Raw genomic sequence first — 18,421 nt, 5'->3', positions numbered from 1 at the left:
ACACGAGTACGTGCTCCGTCCGGCAGCGACGTGCCGGACTCGGGGCCCATCCTGCCGCGCCGGGACCCTTCCCACCTCGCACTCCGCACAATGGTTGCAACCCTTTGCAACTCTGGTGAGAGGGCGCGGACCGTACGAGAGTGTCAGAACGCCTTGCGACGGCGTCCTCGACTCCGCCGCACGGCGTTGCACAAGCGTGGAGGGTGGTGCCGTGTCGGCGCAGCATCACCCTCCGTCGTTTGTCCGCCTCCCCCGGGGCTCCCGGCCCCGCGCCCCGCTCTTCGGACCGTCAGTCCGCCACCGGCCGCGCGCGCTCCACCACCGAGGCCAGGTCCAGACCGTGCGGCAACGTCCCGAAGGCCGAACCCCAGTCCCCGCCCAGCCGTGAGGCGCAGAACGCGTCCGCGACCCCGGCCGGAGCCCAGCGCAGCAGCAGGGAACCCTGGAGCACCAGCGCCATCCGCTCCGCCAGCCGCCTCGCCCGCGTCTCGGCGGAGCCCAGGTCCGCCAGGTCGGTCAGCAGGTCCCTGACCGCCGCGTCGAGCCGGTGGTCCGCGCCGCGGGCCTCGCCCACCTCCTGGAGGAAGGCGTCCAGCGCCCGGGGCTCCCGCCCGATCGCCCGCAGCACGTCCAGCGCCTGGACGTTGCCCGAACCCTCCCAGATCGAGTTGAGCGGCGCCTCCCGCAGCAGCCGGGGCATCCCGGACTCCTCGACGTAACCGTTGCCGCCCAGGCACTCCAGCGCCTCGCCGACGACCGCGGAGCACCGCTTCGTCACCCAGTACTTGGCGACCGGCACGGCGATCCGCAGGAACGCCCGCTCCTGCTCGGTGTCCGCGTCGTAGGCGGCGGCCAGCCGCAGCCCCAGGGTCGTCGCCGCCTCCGACTCCACCGCGAGATCCGCCAGCACGTTGCGCATCAGCGGCTTCTCGATCAGCAGCCCGCCGAACGCGCTGCGATACGCGCTGTGGTGGACGGCCTGCGCCACCGCCTGCCGCATCAGTGCCGCCGACCCGAGCACACAGTCCAGCCGGGTCGCGGCCACCATCTCGATGATGGTGCGCACCCCGCGCCCCTCCTCACCGACCCGGCGGGCCCAGGTCCCGTCGAACTCGACCTCGGCGGAGGCGTTGGACCGGTTGCCCAGCTTGTCCTTGAGCCGCTGGATCGCGAAGACGTTCCGGGCGCCGTCCGCCAGGACCCGCGGGACGAGGAAGCAGCTCAGCCCGCCCGGCGCCTGCGCCAGCACGAGGAACCCGTCGGACATGGGCGCCGAACAGAACCACTTGTGCCCGGTCAGGAGGTACTCCCCGTCCACGGACAGCGGCTCGGCCCGGGTCGTGTTGGCGCGTACGTCCGTGCCGCCCTGCTTCTCCGTCATGCCCATCCCGAAGATCACCCCGGGCTTCTCCCGGGCGGGCCGCAGCCCCTCCTCGTAGACGTGCGAGGTCAGCAGGGGCTCCCACTCGGCGGCCAGCACCGGGTCGGTCCGCAGCGCCGGCACGGCCGCGTGCGTCATCGACAGGGGGCAGCCGTGCCCCGCCTCGGCCTGGGTCCACACGAGGAACCCGGCGGCCCGCCGCACATGCCCTCCGGGGCGCCCCCACGCGTCGGTCAGCCCGGCCGACACGGCGTGCCCCAGCAGCCGGTGCCAGGCGGGGTGGAACTCCACCTCGTCGAGGCGGTGCCCGTACCGGTCGTGGGTGCGCAGCTTCGGCGGGTACTCGTTCGCCTGCCCGCCCCATGCCTGTGCCTGGGCCGAACCGGCCGCGCGGCCGAGTTCTCCGAGTTCCCGGCGGGCCTCGTCGAGGAGTCCGGGCTCCAGATGCCGTCCGACGGCCTCCGCCAGCACCCGGTCGGCGGCGAAGACGTCGTAGCCGACCAGCGGCGGGACCTGGTTGGTCACTGTGTGGGTGGTTGCTGCCATGCCGATACGGTAAAGAGGTGCAGGCAGCAAATGAAACACCTGAGCGCCCACCAGGTCGGCTCCACCGGGCCCGCGTCCTCTACCGCAACGTGTCCAAGCGGCAGATGGCGTGGCAATTGCTCAAGGACACGGTCAATTCGTGCATCGAGTACCGCATCCTCGGCCTTGCGGCCGAGGCCGCCTTCTTCACCCTGCTGTCCCTGCCTCCCCTGCTGCTCGGACTGATCGGGCTGCTCGGGTACGTCGACGCCTGGACGGACACGGCCACCGTCGAGTCCATCGAGCGCAACATCCTCAACGCCGTGCAGACCGTGCTCTCCGAGCGCGGCGTCAACGACATCGCCAGACCGCTGATGGACGACGTCACCAACGGGGCGCGCCCCGACGTCATCTCGATCGGCTTCGCGATCGCCCTGTGGTCGGGCTCGCGGGCCGTCAACGTCTTCATCGACACCATCACCGTGATGTACGGCCTCGACGGCCACCGGGGCATCGTCAAGACCCGGCTGCTGGCCTTCCTGCTGTACGTCGTCGCGCTGGTCCTCGGATCCGTGGTGCTGCCCCTGCTGGTGGTCGGACCCGACCGGGTGGTGGAGTTCGTCCCCTGGGGCACCGAGGTCCTGTCGGTCCTGTACTGGCCGCTGGTCATCGTGCTGTCGATCGCGTTCCTGACGACGCTCTACCACGTGTCCGTGCCCGTCCGCTCCCCCTGGATAGAGGACGTACCAGGGGCGCTCGTCGCGCTCACGATGTGGGTGCTGGGCAGCTTCCTGCTGCGGATCTACCTCACGAGCACGGTCGAAGGCCCCACGATCTACGGTTCGCTGGCCGCGCCCATCGCCGTCCTGCTCTGGATAGGCATCTCCGCCTTCGCCGTTCTCGTCGGCGCCGCGGTGAACGCCGCGATCGACCACGTCTGGCCGTCGATGGCGACGGCGCTGGCCCGCGCCGCCACCGAACGCGCCCGCACCGCCCAGGCCGCGGAACTCGTCGCGCGCGCCCAGGCGGCGAGCTGGACGGCCTACGCGGACGACGACCCGGACGGCGACGAGGAGGAGGACGTCTCCATGCCCTCCGAGTTCCCCGAGCGCTGGTCGCGCTTCCTGCCCCCGGACGACGTGAAGTCCCGGCTGCACACCGGGCGGGACGGCAAGGACCCCCGGGAGGCGCGTGAGACGAGGGAACCGCGCGAGGGCCGCGACGGACGCGGGCACTGAGGCCCATGGGCGGTACACCGTACGCCGAGCGGGCCTCCCGTCTGGACGGGGCGGTCCTGTGGACCTGGTCCGGCCCCCGCGACCCCGCCCGGCCCGTCCTGCCCGACGGCTGCATGGACCTGCTCTGGACCGGCCGCGTTCTGCTGGTCGCCGGCCCCGACACCCGCGCCTTCCACCCCGCCGGGGCCGAGGGCGCCACCCGCGCCGGTATCCGCTTCGCGCCCGGCACGGCCCCGGCGCTCCTCGGCGTACCGGCGCACGAACTGCGCGACCGGCGCGTGCCGCTCGACGCGCTCTGGCCGGGCGCCCGGGTGCGCCGCCTCACCGAACGGACCGGGGACGCGGCCGACCCGTCCGCCGTCCTGGAGGACATCGCCCTGGGCAGGGCCGTGGACGCGGGCCCCCCGGACCCGCTGACGGCCCTGGCCGCTCTCCGGCTGGGACAGGGGCGCCCCGTCGCCGCCGTCGCCCGCGAGGCCGGCCTCGGCGCCCGGCAGCTGCACCGCCGGTCCCTCGCCGCCTTCGGCTACGGCCCGAAGACGCTGGCCCGGATCCTGCGGCTCCAGCGCGCGCTGGCCCTCGTACGCGCCGGGACGGCGTACGCGGAGGCCGCGTACGCCGTCGGGTGCACCGACCAGGCCCATCTGGCCCGGGAGATGAAGGACCTGACCGGGACCACGCTCGGCGGGTACCTGGCCGCGACCGGCTGAGAACCCCGGACGGAAAGGGGAGTCAGGACCCCTGCGGAGCCGAGGGGGCGAAGAGGGAGACCGCCGAGCCGTCGGGGTCCAGCACGACCGCGTAGCGCTGGCCCCAGACGGCGTCCCAGGGGGCGAGATGGCCCTCGTGGCCGGCGCCCGTCAGATCGGCGTACACCGCGTCCACCTCTTCCGGGCTGTCGCAGAGGAAGGCGAGACCGAGACGCTCACCGCCCTTCGCCCCCTCCCAGCCGGGGTCGAAGGAGCGGACGACGTCCTCGGTGTCCCACAGCAGCCGCTGCCCGCCGGGGAGCACGGCCTCCACATGGGGCGCGTCCTGCGCCCCGTCGGGGATGCCGATGCCCAGCCGGCGGTAGAAGGCGAGCGAGGCGGCCAGGTCGGCGGTGGTGATCGAGAAGGCGTCGAGTCGTGGAGTCATGCCCCGAACGTACGCGGGGCTCCTCATGGCCGTCTTGCAGAAAACGGTCATGAGGAGCGGGGCGGGGGACCGGTGTCAGCTGATGGAACGGATGGTGTTCCAGCCGCTCTGCCCGACCGTCGTACGGGCGCCGTCCACCGGGTCGCCCGCGGAGCCGGTCCCGCCCGCGTAGTACATCAGGGTGCCGGTCCCGTCGTCCGTCGTGGCCCACATGTCGGCGACCCCGTCACGGTCGGCGTCGGCCGCTCCCGCGAGCAGCGGCCGGTTGGCGACGCCGTACCCGTGGCCGTACCGGGTGCGGTCATCGAAGCGGCCGCCGTCGCGGCCCCTGTAGAGCCACAGGTCGCCGTTGCGGGTGTCCCGGGCCAGGAGGTCGGCCCGGCCGTCGTGGTCGGCGTCGCCGGGAGAGGCCAGGGTCATGACGTCCCACCCGCCGTTGCCGACGAGGACCGGCACGGCGACGGACGGCGTGGTGCCGCGCACTCCCGCGTAGAGCCACAGCCTGTCGTCGGACGCGACGACCGCGTCCGGGTGCCCGTCGCGGGTGACGTCGCCGACGCCCACGACCCTCGCGCCGGACGGCAGCCCGTCGGTGAGCACGACCGGAGCGTCCAGCGCACCGCCCCCGGTGTTGGGGTAGAGGCGCAGTTCACCGCCGACCCGGGCGACCACGTCCTCCGTGCCGTCACCGGTCCAGTCGCCCCGGTGCGCCACGGACGCGGTGGTCCACCCGCGCGAACCGATGAGGCCGTACGCACCGAGACCGCCCGTGCCCGTGCCGGGGTAGAGCCTCAGCTTCCCCTCGTCGTCGACCGCCACGAGGTCCGGCCGGCCGTCGCCGGTCATGTCACCCGGGACGGGGGCGTCGCGCAGATACGCGATGACGGGGGCGTGGTCGGAGTAACCGTCGGGCGGGTTGCTCGCGTCCGTTCCCGTGTTCCGCGTGGTGTCCATCCGGGACCGGTCGACCGTGCAGGCGACGAACCGGGGGCCCGCGGCACGCTTCGTGGTGAAGACGTGGTCGAGCCGGTGCCGGCTGGGGGCCGCCGCGTCCGCGGCCCAGTACTGGTAGGTGTGGTCGCCGTTGACACAGAGGTCCAGCGCATCGGTGATCGGCGCCAGTTCCGGGGCCGCGGGGTTGCGGTTGAAGTCGCCGCCCAGGACGACCCCGCCGGAGGCGTCGTCCTCCAGGTAGTCGCGGATGAACTCCGACTGGCGCAGCGCGAGCGCGCTCTCGCCCGGGACGAGATGGGTCGTGCAGATCTTCCCGGCCCGGCCGGCCATCCGCACGCACAGCAACGGCAGTTCGCGTGACGAGAGGCCGGCGGGCACGGTCTCGACCCGTTCGATCCCGCCCGCGAACGTCCCCCTGACGGCGAGCATCACCCCCAGGTCACCGCCGAGGGCGTCACCACGGCAGCGCGAGTCGAGGTCGGACTCCCTGTTGCCGGGCGCGTGCGCGAAGGACCAGCCCTCACCGAGGCGTTCCTTGAGCAGGGCCATGTGGCTCCTGGCCCAGTTGGGGCGGCGCTCCGCCTCCGGGACCGCCTCGTCGTACCCGCAGACCTCCTGGAGCATCAGGACGTCCGCCCGGTGCTCGTCCGCCAGTTGCGCGACCTGCTCGGCCTTGCGGTCCGGTTCGTTCCGGTAGGCGCAGTAACCCGACTGCCCGCGAGGGCTGCCCGCCTCCCCGCAGATGTTCCAGGTGACGACGCGCAGCTCGCCGGGGTACGGGGCGGTGGCCGGCGAGGCCGCCCGTACGCCGGTGCTGTCCGCGGGCGTCGCCCGTACGCCGGTGCCGTCCGCGGCCGTCGCCTGTACCTGTACGCCGAACAGAAGGGACCCGGCGACCGCCAGGCCCGCCGCCGCCCCGATGACTCTTCTCATCTGTTCCCCCCGGTCCGGGGCCGTGCCGGCCGCGGACAGTCCTTTCGGAGCGGTGTCCCCCGCCCCGGATCATGGGGAGTATAGGGACGGCGGGCCGGCCCCGACGGGGCGTACGGCGCGTCACATGCCGCCGGATCTCACGGGGACACGGCGGCGTCCGGGCGGGCGGCGGTCTCCGAGCAGGCGGCGGGGGAGGTGCCCGGCTCCGTCAGCCCCAGCCCCAGCTGGGCCCGCTCGGTGATCCAGCGGACCGGGCGGTGGCGCGGGTCGCCGGTCGTGGCGTACAGGGCCCGCTGGAGCTCCAGCACCCGGGCGGCACCGATCCGGTCGCCCCAGGCCAGCGGCCCCACCGGATAGCCCAGCCCGGCCGTCACGGCCAGGTCGATGTCGGCCGGGGCGGCGAGGGAGCGCTCCGCGATCGACGCGGCGACGGAGACCACCGAGGCCAGGAGCCGCTGCGCCACGGAGCCCGCGGTGTCCCGCACCACCGACACCGCGTACGGCTCGTCCCCGGCCGCCGCACGGGCCAGCACCGCGCGCGCGTCCCGGGCGGCGGCCGGATCGGACGCGGGCGTCACCGCGAGCACCCGGCGCCTGCCCGCCGCGGGCAGCGGGTCCACCCCGAAGGTCCGGGCGGCGGGCAGCCCCAGCGCGGCGACGGCGGACGCGGCCGTGGTGCCCCACACGGGCACCAGGACCACCGCGCGGCCGGAGGGTTCCGGGCCGTCCTCGACGGTGGCCCCGGCGGCGGCCAGCGCCTCCCGCACGGCGGCGGCACCGGTGTCCGTACCGGTGCCGGCCACGAAGACCGGGCGGTCCGGGTCGCCGGTCACCGCCGGTTCGGGGGCCTGCGCCGGGGCGTCGGGCCCGTAGGCGTACCAGCCGCGGCCGGTCTTGCGGCCGTGCAGTCCGGCGGCCACCCGGTTCGGGGTGAGGTAGGAGGGGCGCAGCCGGTCCTCGTGGCGGAAGCCCTCCCAGATCGAGTCGATCACCGCCGCCGTGACATCGAGTCCCGTGAGGTCCATCAGCTCGAACGGGCCCATCCGCAGCCCCAGGACGTCCCGGGCGATCCGGTCCACGTCCACCGGTTCGGCGACCGACTCCTCCAGCAGCGCCAGCGCCTCCGTGACCAGCCCCCGTCCCGCGTGGTTGACCAGGAAGCCCGGCGTGTCGGAGACCGTGACCGCCCGGTGCCCGCAACCGGTCACCAGCTCGGTCAGCAGCGGCGGGATGTCCGGCCGGGTGGCCGCGCCCGGCACCACCTCCACGATCCTCATCAGCGGCACCGGGTTGAAGAAGTGCAGCCCGGCCAGCCGTGTCGGGTCCTCCAGCGTCGCCGCGATCCTGGTCACCGACAGGGACGAGGTGTTGGTGGCGAAGACGGTGGATGCGGGCAGGACCCGCGCCAGCCTGCCGAAGACCTCGGCCTTGGTGTCCAGGTCCTCGCGTACCGCCTCGACGACCAGGCCGACCTCCGGTCCGGCGGCCCACGGGTCGTCCAGCGGGACCAGCCGCTCCAGGGCGGCCGTCCGGTCCTCGTCGGACATCCGCCCCTTGGCCACCGCACGTTCCAGCATGGAGCCGACGAAGTCCACGGCCGCGGTCACCGCCTCCCGCCGTACGTCGCACAGCTCGACGGTGTGCCCCGCGGTGGCCGCCCACTGGGCGATGCCACGGCCCATGGCCCCGGCGCCGACGATCCTGATTCGCATGACGGGTGGGTCCTCTCGTTGAACGGACGGAACGGGCGGAACGGGTGGAACGGGCGGAGCGGGTGGAGCAGGCGCAAGGAGCGGAGTGGCGGGGCGGAGCGGAGAAGGGTCAGCGCAGGTAGACCCGCCCCGGGTCCACGTCCTCGCGCAGCAGCCGCAGCTCCGCCGCGGCCGGCGGCGGGACCGTCCCCACCGTCTCATCCGTCTTCAGCTCCCAGCCGGTGGCCTCCCGCACCTGATCCACCGTCACCCCCGGGTGCACGGCCACCAGGCGCAGCTCCTCGCCGACGCCCTCACGGGCCAGGATGCCCAGTTCGGTGATGACCCGGGTGACCCCGACGCCCAGCGGGCGGATGCCCTCGGCCAGCGCCCGGTCGGGGCCCGGGGTGGTGCAGAAGTCCAGCTCCGCGGTGAAGGAGCGCGGATTGTGCCGCCGCATCACCACGAACACCTCGCGCGAGTTGGCCATCACCTCCACCCCGCCGCCGGAGCCGGGGAGCCGCACGTCCGGGCGCTCCCAGTCCCCTATCACCGAGGTGTTGAGGTTGCCCCACCGGTCGATCTGCGCGGCCCCGAGGAAACCGACGTCGATGTGCCCGCCCTGGAGCACGCAGCCGAACAGCGCGGGCATCGACAGCACCGCCTCGGCACCGGTGATCAGCACCGAGTCGGCGATGGTCTCCGGGAGGTGCGAGGGGTGCGCGCCGCACACCCCGGACTCGTAGACCACCTCGATCCGCGGGGCGACCGTCAGACGGGCCAGCTCGGTGGCGAGCGTCGGCAGCCCGATGCCCGCGAACACGGTCCGCCGCGCGGCCAGTTCGCGGGAGGCCACGACGGAGAGCAGCTCGGACGATGTCACCTGGTCCGGTGCCTGGACAACACTCACGGCCCGTTCCCCTCCCTGTCGCGGTCGTTCTTCCTGCGGTGTCCGGTCCTGCCCGTGCCGCGGTGCGCTCACAGCCGCCGCCCGTAGTCCACCGGCTCGCTCAGCGCCTCGCCGACCGCGAGCCGCGCCCAGGACTCCTCACCCATCTTCGCGGTGTACCCGGCGTGGTCCGCCGTCCCGTACACCCACTCCGCCAGCCACTCCCGCAGCCGGACCGGGTCCTTGCTGATGTGCGACCAGGCGCGGTAGAAGGCGTTGTCCCGGTCGTAGTACCCCTGGGCGAAGGACGGGTGCGCGCCCCGCGGGCAGACGACGACGGCGTCCACCGCGTGGGCCGGCACCAGCGTGCGGTTGGGGTCCGAGCGGATCACCGCGTCGTCGACGAGCTCCTCCACGACGACGACCGCCTTGCGGGCCGCGTACACCGCCTCCGCCTGGACGCCGGTGAGGCCCCACATCTGGATGTTGCCCCGGCGGTCCGCGCGCTGCGCGTGGATGATTGTCACATCCGGGTTGACCGGCGGTACGACATAGATCTGCTCGGGTTCGCCGTCCGGCCCGGGATAGGGCGACGTCACCTTGCGCAGGTCGCTGTTGACGCCCGGGAGGTCGCTCCCGCCGTAACTGCGCAGCGGGTAGAAGGGGAGCCGCTGCGATCCGGCGAGGTAGCGGCAGACCATCCCGTAGTGGCTGTACTCCTCGAAGGCCAGCGGCGCCGGATCGGCGCGTTCGACCCTGCGGCGCAGCTCACCCAGCGAACCGGCCGAGGAGTTGCCCACGAAGGAGGAGACCAGCCGGGAGACGCAGCCCGCGGCGATCATCTGGTCCACCACGATGTCCGCCGTCATCCGCACCACCGTGAGGCCACGGCGGCCCTGGCGGATGATCTCGTGCCCGGCGGCGGTGGGGACGAGGTGGGTGAAGCCCTCGATGCAGACGGTGGCGCCGTCGTGCACGAAGGAGGCGATGGCCTCCCTCATCGGCATGACCTTGCCGGCTCCGTCGGCCGTGTCCGTCCGTTCCTCGGTGCTCAACGGTGCTCCTCGGCGAGTGCGTGCGGGTCGCCCCTACGCTTCCAGGAGCATTGATTGCTGTCCAATACCGAATTAAGGTCGGATCAAGACCGCTGAGTAATGAATGGGTGCCTGATGGAACTGCGACATCTGACCGCGTTCACCGCCGTGGCCGAGGAACTGCACTTCGGCCGGGCCGCGAAGCGGCTGCAGATGGCCCAGCCCCCGCTCAGCCAGCAGATCCGCCAGCTGGAGAAGGAGCTCGGCGTCCAGCTCTTCGAACGCAACACCCGCTCGGTGCGGCTCACCAGCGCGGGGGAGTCCTTCCTGGAACCCGTCCGCACGGTCCTGGAGGACCTCGACACGGCGGTACGGGCGGCCAAGGCCGCCGGGCGCGGCGAGTACGGACGGGTCACCATCGGCTTCGCCGGAGCCTCCAGCCACGAGACCCTGCCCCGGCTGACCCGGGCCGTGCGGGCCGCCCACCCCGCCCTGGAACTGGTCATGAAGGGCCAGACCTACGCCAACGTCGCCCTGTCCCGGGTCGCCGACGGCACCCTCGACCTGGGGTTCGTCCGTCTCCCCGTCAGCCAGCCGGGCGTGGCCTGCCGGGTGATCGACGAGGAGGAGCTGGTCTGCGCCCTGCCCTCCGACCACCATCTGGCCGGTCTCGACAGCATCCCCCTCCCCATCCTCGCCGGGGAGCCCTTCGTCTCCTTCCCCGCCAACTCCGGCTCCTCGGTGCGCGACACGACGGTCCAGGTCTGCGAGGCGGCCGGGTTCCACCCCCGGGTGGTGCAGGAGGCCCCCGACTCCTACACGATCCTCGCCCTCGTCGCGGCGGGGGTGGGAGTCACCCTCACCGTCTCCTCGGTCCGCCACATCCAGCAGGGCGGGCTCGTCTACCGGCCCCTCGCCGGGGCGCCCGTCCGGCGCCAGGCGGCCCTCGCCTGGCGCACCGACAACCCCTCGGCCGCGCTCCGGGCCGTACTCGCCGTCGCCGAACAGGCCCTGCCGACGCCTCCGCCCGTCGATTGAGACAGCAGACGTCTCAAAGACCGGGAAATTCGATATTGGACCGACTCAGTGGTCGGGTGCGAAGGTCGGCCCACACACCCGAACCGCCGAAAGGTGTCCTGCCGTGCCCGAACAGAGCGACGTCGTCATCTGCGCACCGCTGCGCACCCCCATCGGCCGTTTCGGCGGGGCCTTCGCCCAGCAGACGCCGGCCGCGCTCGCCGCCCGCGTGATCGCCGAGGTCGTCGCCCGCACGGGGATCGACCCCGACCGGGTCGACGAGGTGATCCTCGGTCACGCCTACCCCACCTCCGAGGCCCCCGCCATCGGCCGGGTCGCCGCCCTGGACGCGGGCCTGCCCGACACCGTGACCGGCCTCCAGACCGACCGCCGCTGCGGGTCCGGCCTCCAGGCCGTACTCGACGCCGCGATGCAGATCCGGGCCGGCTTCAGCGACGTCGTCATCGCGGGCGGCGTCGACGTGATGAGCGCCGCCCCCTACTACACGCACGACGGCCGCTGGGGCATCAAGGGCCCCGGCCTCCAGCTCCACGACTCCCTCGCCCGGGGCCGGGTCACCGCCGGGGGCGTCCACCACCCCGTGCCCGGCGGCATGATCGAGACCGCGGAGAACCTGCGCCGCGCCTACTCCATCAGCCGCGCCGACCAGGACGCCCTCGCCCTGCGCTCCCAGGCCCGCGCCGGCCGCGCCCTCGCGGAGGGCCGCTACGACGCGGAGACCGTGCCCGTCACCGTACGCGCCCGTAAGGGGGCCGAGACCACCGTCACCGCGGACGAGCACCCCCGGCCCGGCACCACCGCCGGACAACTCGCCGCGCTGCGCCCGATCATGGCCGGCAGCGACCCCGGGGCGACCGTCACCGCGGGCAACGCCAGCGGCCAGAACGACGCCGCCGCGGCCTGCCTGGTCACCTCCGCCGCCACCGCCGAACGCCTCGGCCTCACCCCGATGGTCCGCCTCGTCTCCTTCGCCCGCGCGGGCGTCCCCGCCGCCACCATGGGCCTCGGCCCCGTACCGGCCACCCACGCCGCGCTCGGCCGCGCCGGACTCACCCTCGCCGACCTCGACCTGATCGAGATCAACGAGGCGTTCGCCGCCCAGGTCCTGGCCTGCACCCGCGAACTCGGCCTCGGCGAGAAGGACCACGAACAGCGGATCAACGTCAACGGCTCCGGGGTCTCGCTCGGCCACCCGGTCGGCGCCACCGGCGCCCGCATCCTCGCCACCCTCGCCCACGAGATGCACCGGTGCCGGGCCCGCTACGGCCTGGAGACCATGTGCATCGGCGGCGGCCAGGGCCTCGCCGCGGTCTTCGAGCGCATCCCCGCCTGAGACCGCGTCCCCGCCTGGGACCGCCTCCCCTTCCCGCCGGCCCGTCGCCGTCCCCTTTCCACCCCCACCCCCGCGGCGCGGGGCGTTCCGGGGCGGCGTCCGGCCGGCGGCCCCACCGTCCCCATCAGCCCCACCCATCCGTCTCGATCAACGATGCCCGGGAGCCACCCATGAGTGCGTCCACCGCAACCGCACGCGAGAAGACGAAAGCCGCCAACCGTGCCGGATTCGGAGCCTTCATCGGCTCCACCATCGAATGGTTCGACTTCTACATCTACGGGACCGCGGCGGCCCTCGTCTTCGACAAGGTGTTCTTCCCCGAACTCGAAGGTGCCATAGGCACGCTCGTCGCGTTCGCCACCTTCTGGGTCGGCTTCCTCGCCCGCCCCCTCGGCGGCATCATCTTCGGCCACTACGGCGACCGCCTCGGCCGCAAGAAGACCCTCGTCATCACCCTGCTGATGATGGGCGTCTCCACCACCGCCATCGGCCTGCTGCCCGGCTACGCCTCCATCGGCATCGCCGCCCCCATCCTGCTGGTCTGCATCCGCATGATCCAGGGCATCGGACTCGGCGGCGAGTGGGGCGGCTCCGTCCTCATCGCCTCCGAACACGCCCCCAAGGGCAAGTCGGTGCTCTACGGGGCGTTCGCCCAGCAGGGCTCGCCCGTCGGCAACACCCTGTCCACGGTCAGCTTCCTGGCCATCAGCCAGCTGCCCGACGAGGCCTTCGTCTCCTGGGGCTGGCGGGTGCCGTTCCTCGCCTCCGCCGCCCTGGTCCTCGTCGGTCTCCTGGTCCGCCTGAAGGTCGCCGAGTCGCCCGCCATGGCCGGACTCATCAAGAAGAAGGCAGTCGCCAAGCTCCCGCTGTCCGAGGTCCTGCGCAGCCACCCCATGCTGATCGTCCTCGGCATCGGCGCCTGCACCATCGGCCTCTCCGCGACCTACTTCAAGTCGACCTTCGCCCTGTCCTGGGCCACCAGCTCCCTCGGCTTCGACCGCAGCTCGTTCCTGACGATCATCCTGGTCGCCAACATCACCCAGATCATCGTCCAGCCCTTCGGCGCGGTCATCGCCACGAGGATGAAGAGCTGGTCGCGGGCCGTCACCGTGATGCTGGTGCCCGAACTGATCCTGATGCCGCTGATGTTCGTCCTCATCAGCACCGAGAACTACGGCCTCGCCATGCTCGGCGTCTCCGTCGCCACCATCCCGCACTGCCTCTACTACGCGGCCCTCGCCGGCATGCTCGCCAGCCGCTTCCCCGCGCACGTCCGCTACACCGGCATCTCGCTCTGCTACCAGCTCTGCGGCACCCTCCTCGGCGGAACGACCCCGATCATCGGCCAGTTCCTGCTCAACCGGACCGGATCCATCACCGCCGTCATCGCGTACGCCGTCTTCCAGGTGGCCCTCACCCTGGGCTGCATGCTCCTGCTGCTGAAGCGCCCCGACCACGACGAGCAGGCCGCCACGCCGGTGGCCGCGCCCCGCGCCACCACCCCCGCCACGGCCTGACCACCTCCCCGTACGAACAGAACGGAGCCCACGGCCCATGCCCCTCACCGTGCACGGCATCGACGAGATCCTCACCCTCGGCGGACGCGACCTCGGACACTCCGGGTGGAAGGAGATCACCCAGGAACTCATCGACGCCTACGCGGACGTCTCCGGGGACCACCAGTGGATCCACACCGACGTGGAACGCGCCGCCCGGGGCCCGTACGGCCGCACCATCGCCCACGGCTACATGGTGCTGAGCTGGGGCATCCCGATGTTCGGCGAACTGCTCCAGGTGACCGGCGTGGGACGCGCCCTCAACTACGGGCTCGACCGGGTGCGGTACCCCGCCCCCGTGCCCGTCGGCAGCCGGGTGCGCCTGCACGCCACGGTCACCGGGGTGCAGGAGGCCGCCCGGGGCGGCGTCCGGATGACCCGGTCCTTCACCTTCGAACTGGAGGGCTCGCAGAAACCGGCCTGCGTCGCGGAGTCGCTCACGCACTTCCAGCCGTGAGACCCGCGCCCGCGTACCGGGAACACAGCGGCCCGGGAGCGGCCGGGCGTCTTCCACCGCCCGGCGTCTCCCCGGCATCACCGCACCGGCATCACCGCACCGGCATCACCGCACCGGGATCACCGTGACGGGTCCCGGTCCGGCTCCCGGGCCGGCCGTGCGGTGTGCCCCGGAGCGGCGGCCAGGTGGTCCTCCACCGCGTCCGGGTCGGCCAGCCGGTTGAGCCGGGCCGGTACGCCCAGGCCCACCAGCAGCACCACGACGACCGTCCCGGCGAAGGTCAGGACCGCCAGCGCCTGCCCCAGATCCATCCCGGACGCCAGGTGCGCCCCCAGGACCGGGGCCACGGCCCCGCCGAGCGCCCCCACGTTGTAGGTGAAGCCCAGCGCGGCACCACGGCTCGCGGTGGGGAAGTGGCCGCCGATCCAGCGCGGCAGCAGCCCCGAGATCCCGAAGCTCGTCGCCTGGAGGAGGAAGAGCAGGCAGCCCAGCAGTACCAGGTTGTCGTCCACCGCGAAGACCGGGAAGACGAAGGCGAGGGAGGCCAGCAGGGTCAGCGCGTACGCCTTCCTCGCACCGATCCGGTCGCCCAGGAACCCCGCCGCCCAGCAGCCCGCCATGGTGCCGAAGCCCGCGAAGTACAGGACGTCGGTGACCTGTTCGGTGCTGTAGCCCAGGTCGGACTTGAGATAGGTGGGCAGCAGCGCCTGGATCGGCCAGGAGTAGAGGAAGGCGAAGAACAGCGTCACGATCATCGACACGTACAGCAGCCAGCCGCGCCGCCCTCCCATCTGCACCGCGAACGCGACGAGACAGAGTCCCGCGACCACCGACAGCACCGGCACCATGCCCGCGCCGCCCGGGGTGAAGGCCATGAAGAGGCAGAGCGTGGCGGCCACCGCCAGGACGGTGTTGACCAGCGCCAGGCGCGGGGTCCGGAACAGCGGCCGGAAGGGGTTGGGCCTGGCGCCCCGCTCCGCGACGTCCGCGGTCCACTCCTCGGCCTCGGGCAGGGCCCGCCGCATCCACAGCGCGACCGCGATCGGTATCAGGCCCAGGTAGAACATCCAGCGCCAGCCGAGCGAGGGCACCACCCAGTCGTAGACCTGTGCGGCGAGGACCGAGCCGACGGAGAAGCCGGAGATCAGGAAGCCGCTGGCCCGGCCGCGCACCCGGGCCGGCCAGCTCTCCATGACGTACGTGGCACTGGCGCTGTACTCGCCGGCCATGCCCATGCCGATCGCGAGGCGGGCGGCGAAGAGGCTGTGGTAGTTCCAGGCGAACCCGCAGGCGAAGGTGCCCAGGGAGTACAGCAGGATGCTCAGCACCATGGAGAGCTTGCGCCCGTACCGGTCGCCGAGCGCGCCCAGCACCGCCCCGCCCAGCCACCGGGTGATGAAGGCGCCGGAGACCAGACTGGCCGCCTGCACCGTGCTCAGCCCGAAGTCGTCACTGATCTCGGTGAGGACGAGCGTGATCAGGACGAAGTCGAAGCCGTCGAGGACGTAGCCGATCCAGGCGGCGAAGAAGGACTTCCACTGGGTGCCGCTCACCTCGCGGTACCAGGGGAGGGCGGGGTGTGTTTTCTGCACGGTGCGCTCCAGGGGGCGGGGCGGCGGCTCGTCGGCGAGGCCGCCCCGCGTGGTGGGGGCCGCTCAGGGCCGGGCGAGCCCGGCGACGAAGCGGGAGGTCAGGGCGGTGGGTGCGGTGATCGCCGTACCGACCACGACGCTGTGGGCGCCGCGGGCGACGGCCTCGGCCGCCTCCTCGGGGGTGTGGATACGGCCTTCGGCGACGACCGGTACGGAGACCGCGGCCGAGAGGGACGCCACGAGGTCCAGGTCCGGACCGGTCTGCTCCGGGGTGCCCGGCACGTAGCCGGACAGGGTCGTCGAGACGAAGTCCGCCCCCTGCGCCGCGGCGGCGACCCCCTCGGCGAGCGTGGAGACGTCGGCCATCACCAGGGCGCCCGCCCCGTGCACGGCGGCGACCAGCTCGGCGAAGGTGGAGCCGTCGGGGCGCGGCCGGTCCGTGGCGTCGGCGGCGACGACGGCCGCGCCCGCCTCGACGACCGCCAGGGCGTGCCGGACGGTCGGGGTGATGTAGACGCCGGTGTCCCCGTCCTTCCACAGGCCGATGACCGGCAGGTCCACGGCCCGGACGATCGCGGCGACGACCTCCGGCTCGTTGGCGCGGATCGCCGCGCCGCCGCCGGCGGCGGCCGAGAGGGCGAGGCGGACCAGGGTGGAGGTCTCCCGCATCGGGTCCCCGGGGGGCGCCTGGCAGGAGACGATCAGCCGGCCCTTCAGGGTGTCGGCGAGATCCTGTGCGGTCATCGGTGTGCTCCCGGGTGATGGAGGGGAAGGGTGGTGGTCAGGGCCGCCGCGCCCAGCACGGCGGCGTCGTGCCCGAACAGCGGAGGCTCGGGGCGAAGCCCGCGCAGCGGCTCCATCAGCTCGGCGGCGAAGGCCGCGGCCAGCGTGTCCCCGTACAGCGCGCCGATCCGCGGCACACCGCCGCCGACGACGACCCGGTCGGGGCCGAGCGCGTTGGCGAGACCGCCGAGGACCCGCCCGGCCGCCGCCGCACCGGTGGTGACGGCGCGTACGGCGGCCTCGTCGCCCTCCGCGGCGCGGACGGCGACGGTTTCGAGCCGGTCCACCGGGGTGCCGGTGAGCCGCTCGTAGTGGGCGGTGATGCCGGGACCGGAGGCGATGGCCTCCAGATGCCCCGAACCGCCGCAGGTGCAGGGGAGTCCGGCGGCCTCCGCACTCGGCAGGTGCCCGAGATGACCGGCGACCCCGGACGCGCCGTGCAGCATCCGGCCGTCGACGGCGAGCGCGCCGCCCACCCCCGTGCCGACGGCCGCGAACAGCAGGGACCCCCGGCCGCCCGGCAGCGCGGCCAGCTCCGGCCCCGCGGTGGCGCGTACGTCGTTGTCGCAGGCCACCGGCAGGCCCGTACGGTCCGCGAGGCCGGTGCCGAGCGCGGTGCCCGCCCAGCCGCGGATCGAGTCGGTGGCACTGGTGACCATGCCGCTGCGCGGGTCGATCACCCCGGCCGCGGCGACCCCGAGCACGCCCGCCAGCCCGCCCGGGTCCACCGCCGCCGCCGCGGCGGCGAGCGCGTCGAGCACCGCGGGCGCGCCCTCACGGGCGGGGGTGGGGCGGGTGTGCCGTGCCAGCACGGTGCCGTCGGCGGCGAAGAGGGCGGCCGCGATCTTCGTGCCGCCCAGGTCCAGACCGGTCACCACGGTGCCCGTGGCGGGAGCGGCCGTCACGGGGGTACCGCTCATCGGACCGGTGTCAGGCCGGCGCCGCGCAGCCGCTGCGCGACCAGGGCCACGGACTCGGCGGACAGCGGGACCTGGGGGAGGGCGGTGGCGCCGTTCTCGATGACACCCAGCAGGTACAGCGCCGCCTTGAACGCCCCGAGCGCCGAGGAGCTGCGGCCCATGTCCGGCTCCGGACCGGCGTCGACCATCGCGAACAGCCGGACCAGCCGCTCCTGTTCGTGTGCGGCGAGCGCCCAGTCACCGGCCCGCGCCGCCTCGTACAGCCGCACGTACGCGGCCGGGTCCACGTTGCCGATGCCCGGGACGACCCCGTCCGCACCGGCCAGCAGGGCCGCGTCCACGGTGAGTTCGGAACCGGTCAGCACGCTGAAGTGCGGTGCGGGGCCCTCGGCCCGTCCCTCCCGGCCCCCCAGCTCCACGACGAGCCTGCGCAGCCCGCCCTCGTCGCCGCTGCTGTCCTTCAGACCGGCCAGCGTGCCGTCCTCGGCCAGCTCGCGGACCAGGGCGGGGGAGAGCTTGGAGTGCACCGCCACCGGGATGTCGTAGGCGAACAGCGGCAGACCGGCCTCCGCGCGCAGCCGCCGGAAGTGCCCGGCGATCTCCTTGGCGTGCGTACGGGTGTAGAAGGGCGCCGTCGCCACGAGGGCGTCCGCGCCCAGCCGGGCCGCGGTCCGCGCGTGCTCGGCCACCCGGGCCGTCGTCGTGTCGATGACCCCGGCGAGGACCGGGACCCGCCCGTCCGCCGCCGCGACCACCGTCTCCAGGGCGGTGGCGCGCTGCGCGTCCGTCAGGTAGGCGACCTCACTGGTCGAGCCGAGGGCGAACAGGCCGTGCACACCGCCGTCCACGAGGTGCCCGACGAGCCGGGTGAGGGAGGCCGTGTCCACCTCCCCGCGCTCGTCCAGCGGGGTGCAGACCGGCGGTACGACACCGTGCAGCGGTGCGGTCAGGGACATGGTG

15 protein-coding genes and 1 pseudogene are annotated in these 18,421 nt (G+C 73.5%); 6 read left to right on the top strand and 10 right to left on the bottom strand.

Annotated elements, in window-relative coordinates; all coding sequences use genetic code 11:
* Positions 1-289 precede the first annotated feature (289 nt).
* Positions 290-1,927, bottom strand: coding sequence for an acyl-CoA dehydrogenase family protein (locus tag CP967_RS05330; protein WP_150486830.1), 1,638 nt, complete (start codon positions 1,925-1,927; stop codon positions 290-292).
* A 17-nt stretch (positions 1,928-1,944) separates the two neighbouring features.
* Between CP967_RS05330 and CP967_RS05325 the strand changes: the two genes are divergently transcribed.
* Positions 1,945-3,144 carry a YihY/virulence factor BrkB family protein gene (locus tag CP967_RS05325; protein ID WP_150486829.1) on the top strand — a complete coding sequence of 400 codons (1,200 nt, stop codon included), beginning with the start codon at positions 1,945-1,947 and terminating at the stop codon, positions 3,142-3,144.
* 5 nt (positions 3,145-3,149) lie between these two features.
* Positions 3,150-3,949, top strand: a pseudogene (locus tag CP967_RS05320) (helix-turn-helix domain-containing protein).
* Here CP967_RS05320 and CP967_RS05315 read toward each other — a convergent pair.
* The 5 genes from CP967_RS05315 to CP967_RS05295 form a co-directional block, all read right to left on the bottom strand.
* Positions 3,877-4,281 carry a VOC family protein gene (locus CP967_RS05315; protein WP_190175402.1) on the bottom strand — a complete coding sequence of 135 codons (405 nt, stop codon included), beginning with the start codon at positions 4,279-4,281 and terminating at the stop codon, positions 3,877-3,879. The pseudogene CP967_RS05320 and the gene CP967_RS05315 overlap by 73 nt on opposite strands.
* A gap of 75 nt (positions 4,282-4,356) precedes the next feature.
* The gene (locus CP967_RS05310; RefSeq protein ID WP_150486826.1) at positions 4,357-6,168 is read right to left on the bottom strand and encodes an FG-GAP-like repeat-containing protein; all 1,812 of its coding nucleotides are present in this window, start codon (positions 6,166-6,168) and stop codon (positions 4,357-4,359) included.
* Positions 6,169-6,305: 137 nt separating this feature from the next.
* Complete coding sequence (locus CP967_RS05305; protein WP_150486825.1) at positions 6,306-7,880, bottom strand: 3-hydroxyacyl-CoA dehydrogenase; 1,575 nt, start codon at positions 7,878-7,880, stop codon at positions 6,306-6,308.
* A gap of 109 nt (positions 7,881-7,989) precedes the next feature.
* Positions 7,990-8,769, bottom strand: a complete 780-nt coding sequence (locus tag CP967_RS05300; protein ID WP_150486824.1) for a CoA-transferase subunit beta — start codon at positions 8,767-8,769, stop codon at positions 7,990-7,992.
* Between the two features lie 68 nt (positions 8,770-8,837).
* The gene (locus CP967_RS05295) at positions 8,838-9,755 is read right to left on the bottom strand and encodes a CoA transferase subunit A (protein WP_150491712.1); all 918 of its coding nucleotides are present in this window, start codon (positions 9,753-9,755) and stop codon (positions 8,838-8,840) included.
* Positions 9,756-9,917: 162 nt separating this feature from the next.
* Between CP967_RS05295 and CP967_RS05290 the strand changes: the two genes are divergently transcribed.
* The 4 genes from CP967_RS05290 to CP967_RS05275 all read left to right on the top strand — a co-directional run bounded on the left by CP967_RS05290 (position 9,918) and on the right by CP967_RS05275 (position 14,166).
* Complete coding sequence (locus CP967_RS05290) at positions 9,918-10,820, top strand: LysR substrate-binding domain-containing protein (protein ID WP_150486823.1); 903 nt, start codon at positions 9,918-9,920, stop codon at positions 10,818-10,820.
* Between the two features lie 103 nt (positions 10,821-10,923).
* Positions 10,924-12,153, top strand: coding sequence for an acetyl-CoA C-acetyltransferase (locus CP967_RS05285; RefSeq protein WP_150486822.1), 1,230 nt, complete (start codon positions 10,924-10,926; stop codon positions 12,151-12,153).
* A gap of 170 nt (positions 12,154-12,323) precedes the next feature.
* Positions 12,324-13,670: an MFS transporter gene (locus CP967_RS05280; protein ID WP_150486821.1), complete on the top strand. Its 1,347-nt coding sequence runs from the start codon at positions 12,324-12,326 to the stop codon at positions 13,668-13,670.
* Between the two features lie 37 nt (positions 13,671-13,707).
* On the top strand, positions 13,708-14,166 hold the full coding sequence (locus CP967_RS05275) for a MaoC family dehydratase (RefSeq protein WP_150486820.1): 459 nt from the start codon (positions 13,708-13,710) through the stop codon (positions 14,164-14,166).
* A 119-nt stretch (positions 14,167-14,285) separates the two neighbouring features.
* On the opposite strand, the gene CP967_RS05270 is transcribed toward CP967_RS05275, so the two are convergent.
* From CP967_RS05270 to CP967_RS05255, 4 genes are all read right to left on the bottom strand, one after another.
* A complete protein-coding gene (locus CP967_RS05270; RefSeq protein ID WP_229888646.1) occupies positions 14,286-15,758 on the bottom strand; it encodes a sialate:H+ symport family MFS transporter in 1,473 nt (490 codons plus the stop codon).
* 63 nt (positions 15,759-15,821) lie between these two features.
* On the bottom strand, positions 15,822-16,502 hold the full coding sequence (locus CP967_RS05265) for an N-acetylmannosamine-6-phosphate 2-epimerase (protein ID WP_150486818.1): 681 nt from the start codon (positions 16,500-16,502) through the stop codon (positions 15,822-15,824).
* Entirely contained in the window at positions 16,499-17,461 is a 963-nt protein-coding gene (locus tag CP967_RS05260) for an ROK family protein (protein ID WP_150486817.1), read from the bottom strand. The genes CP967_RS05265 and CP967_RS05260 overlap by 4 nt, the downstream gene beginning before the upstream one ends.
* Positions 17,458-18,417: a dihydrodipicolinate synthase family protein gene (locus CP967_RS05255; protein WP_150486816.1), complete on the bottom strand. Its 960-nt coding sequence runs from the start codon at positions 18,415-18,417 to the stop codon at positions 17,458-17,460. The genes CP967_RS05260 and CP967_RS05255 overlap by 4 nt, the downstream gene beginning before the upstream one ends.
* Between the last annotated feature and the right edge of the window lie 4 nt (positions 18,418-18,421).

Source organism: Streptomyces nitrosporeus (assembly GCF_008704555.1).
Classification (GTDB): Bacteria; Actinomycetota; Actinomycetes; order Streptomycetales; family Streptomycetaceae; genus Streptomyces; species Streptomyces nitrosporeus.
This window is presented reverse-complemented; position numbering and strand designations above follow the sequence as displayed.

Coding starts and splice junctions, on each gene's coding strand:
- CP967_RS05260 (WP_150486817.1), bottom strand. CDS start 17,461: ATGAGCGGTACCCCCGTGACGGCCGCTCCCGCCACGGGCACCGTGGTG.
- CP967_RS05255 (WP_150486816.1), bottom strand. CDS start 18,417: ATGTCCCTGACCGCACCGCTGCACGGTGTCGTACCGCCGGTCTGCACC.
- CP967_RS05275 (WP_150486820.1), top strand. CDS start 13,708: ATGCCCCTCACCGTGCACGGCATCGACGAGATCCTCACCCTCGGCGGA.
- CP967_RS05305 (WP_150486825.1), bottom strand. CDS start 7,880: ATGCGAATCAGGATCGTCGGCGCCGGGGCCATGGGCCGTGGCATCGCC.
- CP967_RS05295 (WP_150491712.1), bottom strand. CDS start 9,755: ATGCCGATGAGGGAGGCCATCGCCTCCTTCGTGCACGACGGCGCCACC.
- CP967_RS05280 (WP_150486821.1), top strand. CDS start 12,324: ATGAGTGCGTCCACCGCAACCGCACGCGAGAAGACGAAAGCCGCCAAC.
- CP967_RS05315 (WP_190175402.1), bottom strand. CDS start 4,281: ATGACTCCACGACTCGACGCCTTCTCGATCACCACCGCCGACCTGGCC.
- CP967_RS05265 (WP_150486818.1), bottom strand. CDS start 16,502: ATGACCGCACAGGATCTCGCCGACACCCTGAAGGGCCGGCTGATCGTC.
- CP967_RS05310 (WP_150486826.1), bottom strand. CDS start 6,168: ATGAGAAGAGTCATCGGGGCGGCGGCGGGCCTGGCGGTCGCCGGGTCC.
- CP967_RS05290 (WP_150486823.1), top strand. CDS start 9,918: ATGGAACTGCGACATCTGACCGCGTTCACCGCCGTGGCCGAGGAACTG.
- CP967_RS05330 (WP_150486830.1), bottom strand. CDS start 1,927: ATGGCAGCAACCACCCACACAGTGACCAACCAGGTCCCGCCGCTGGTC.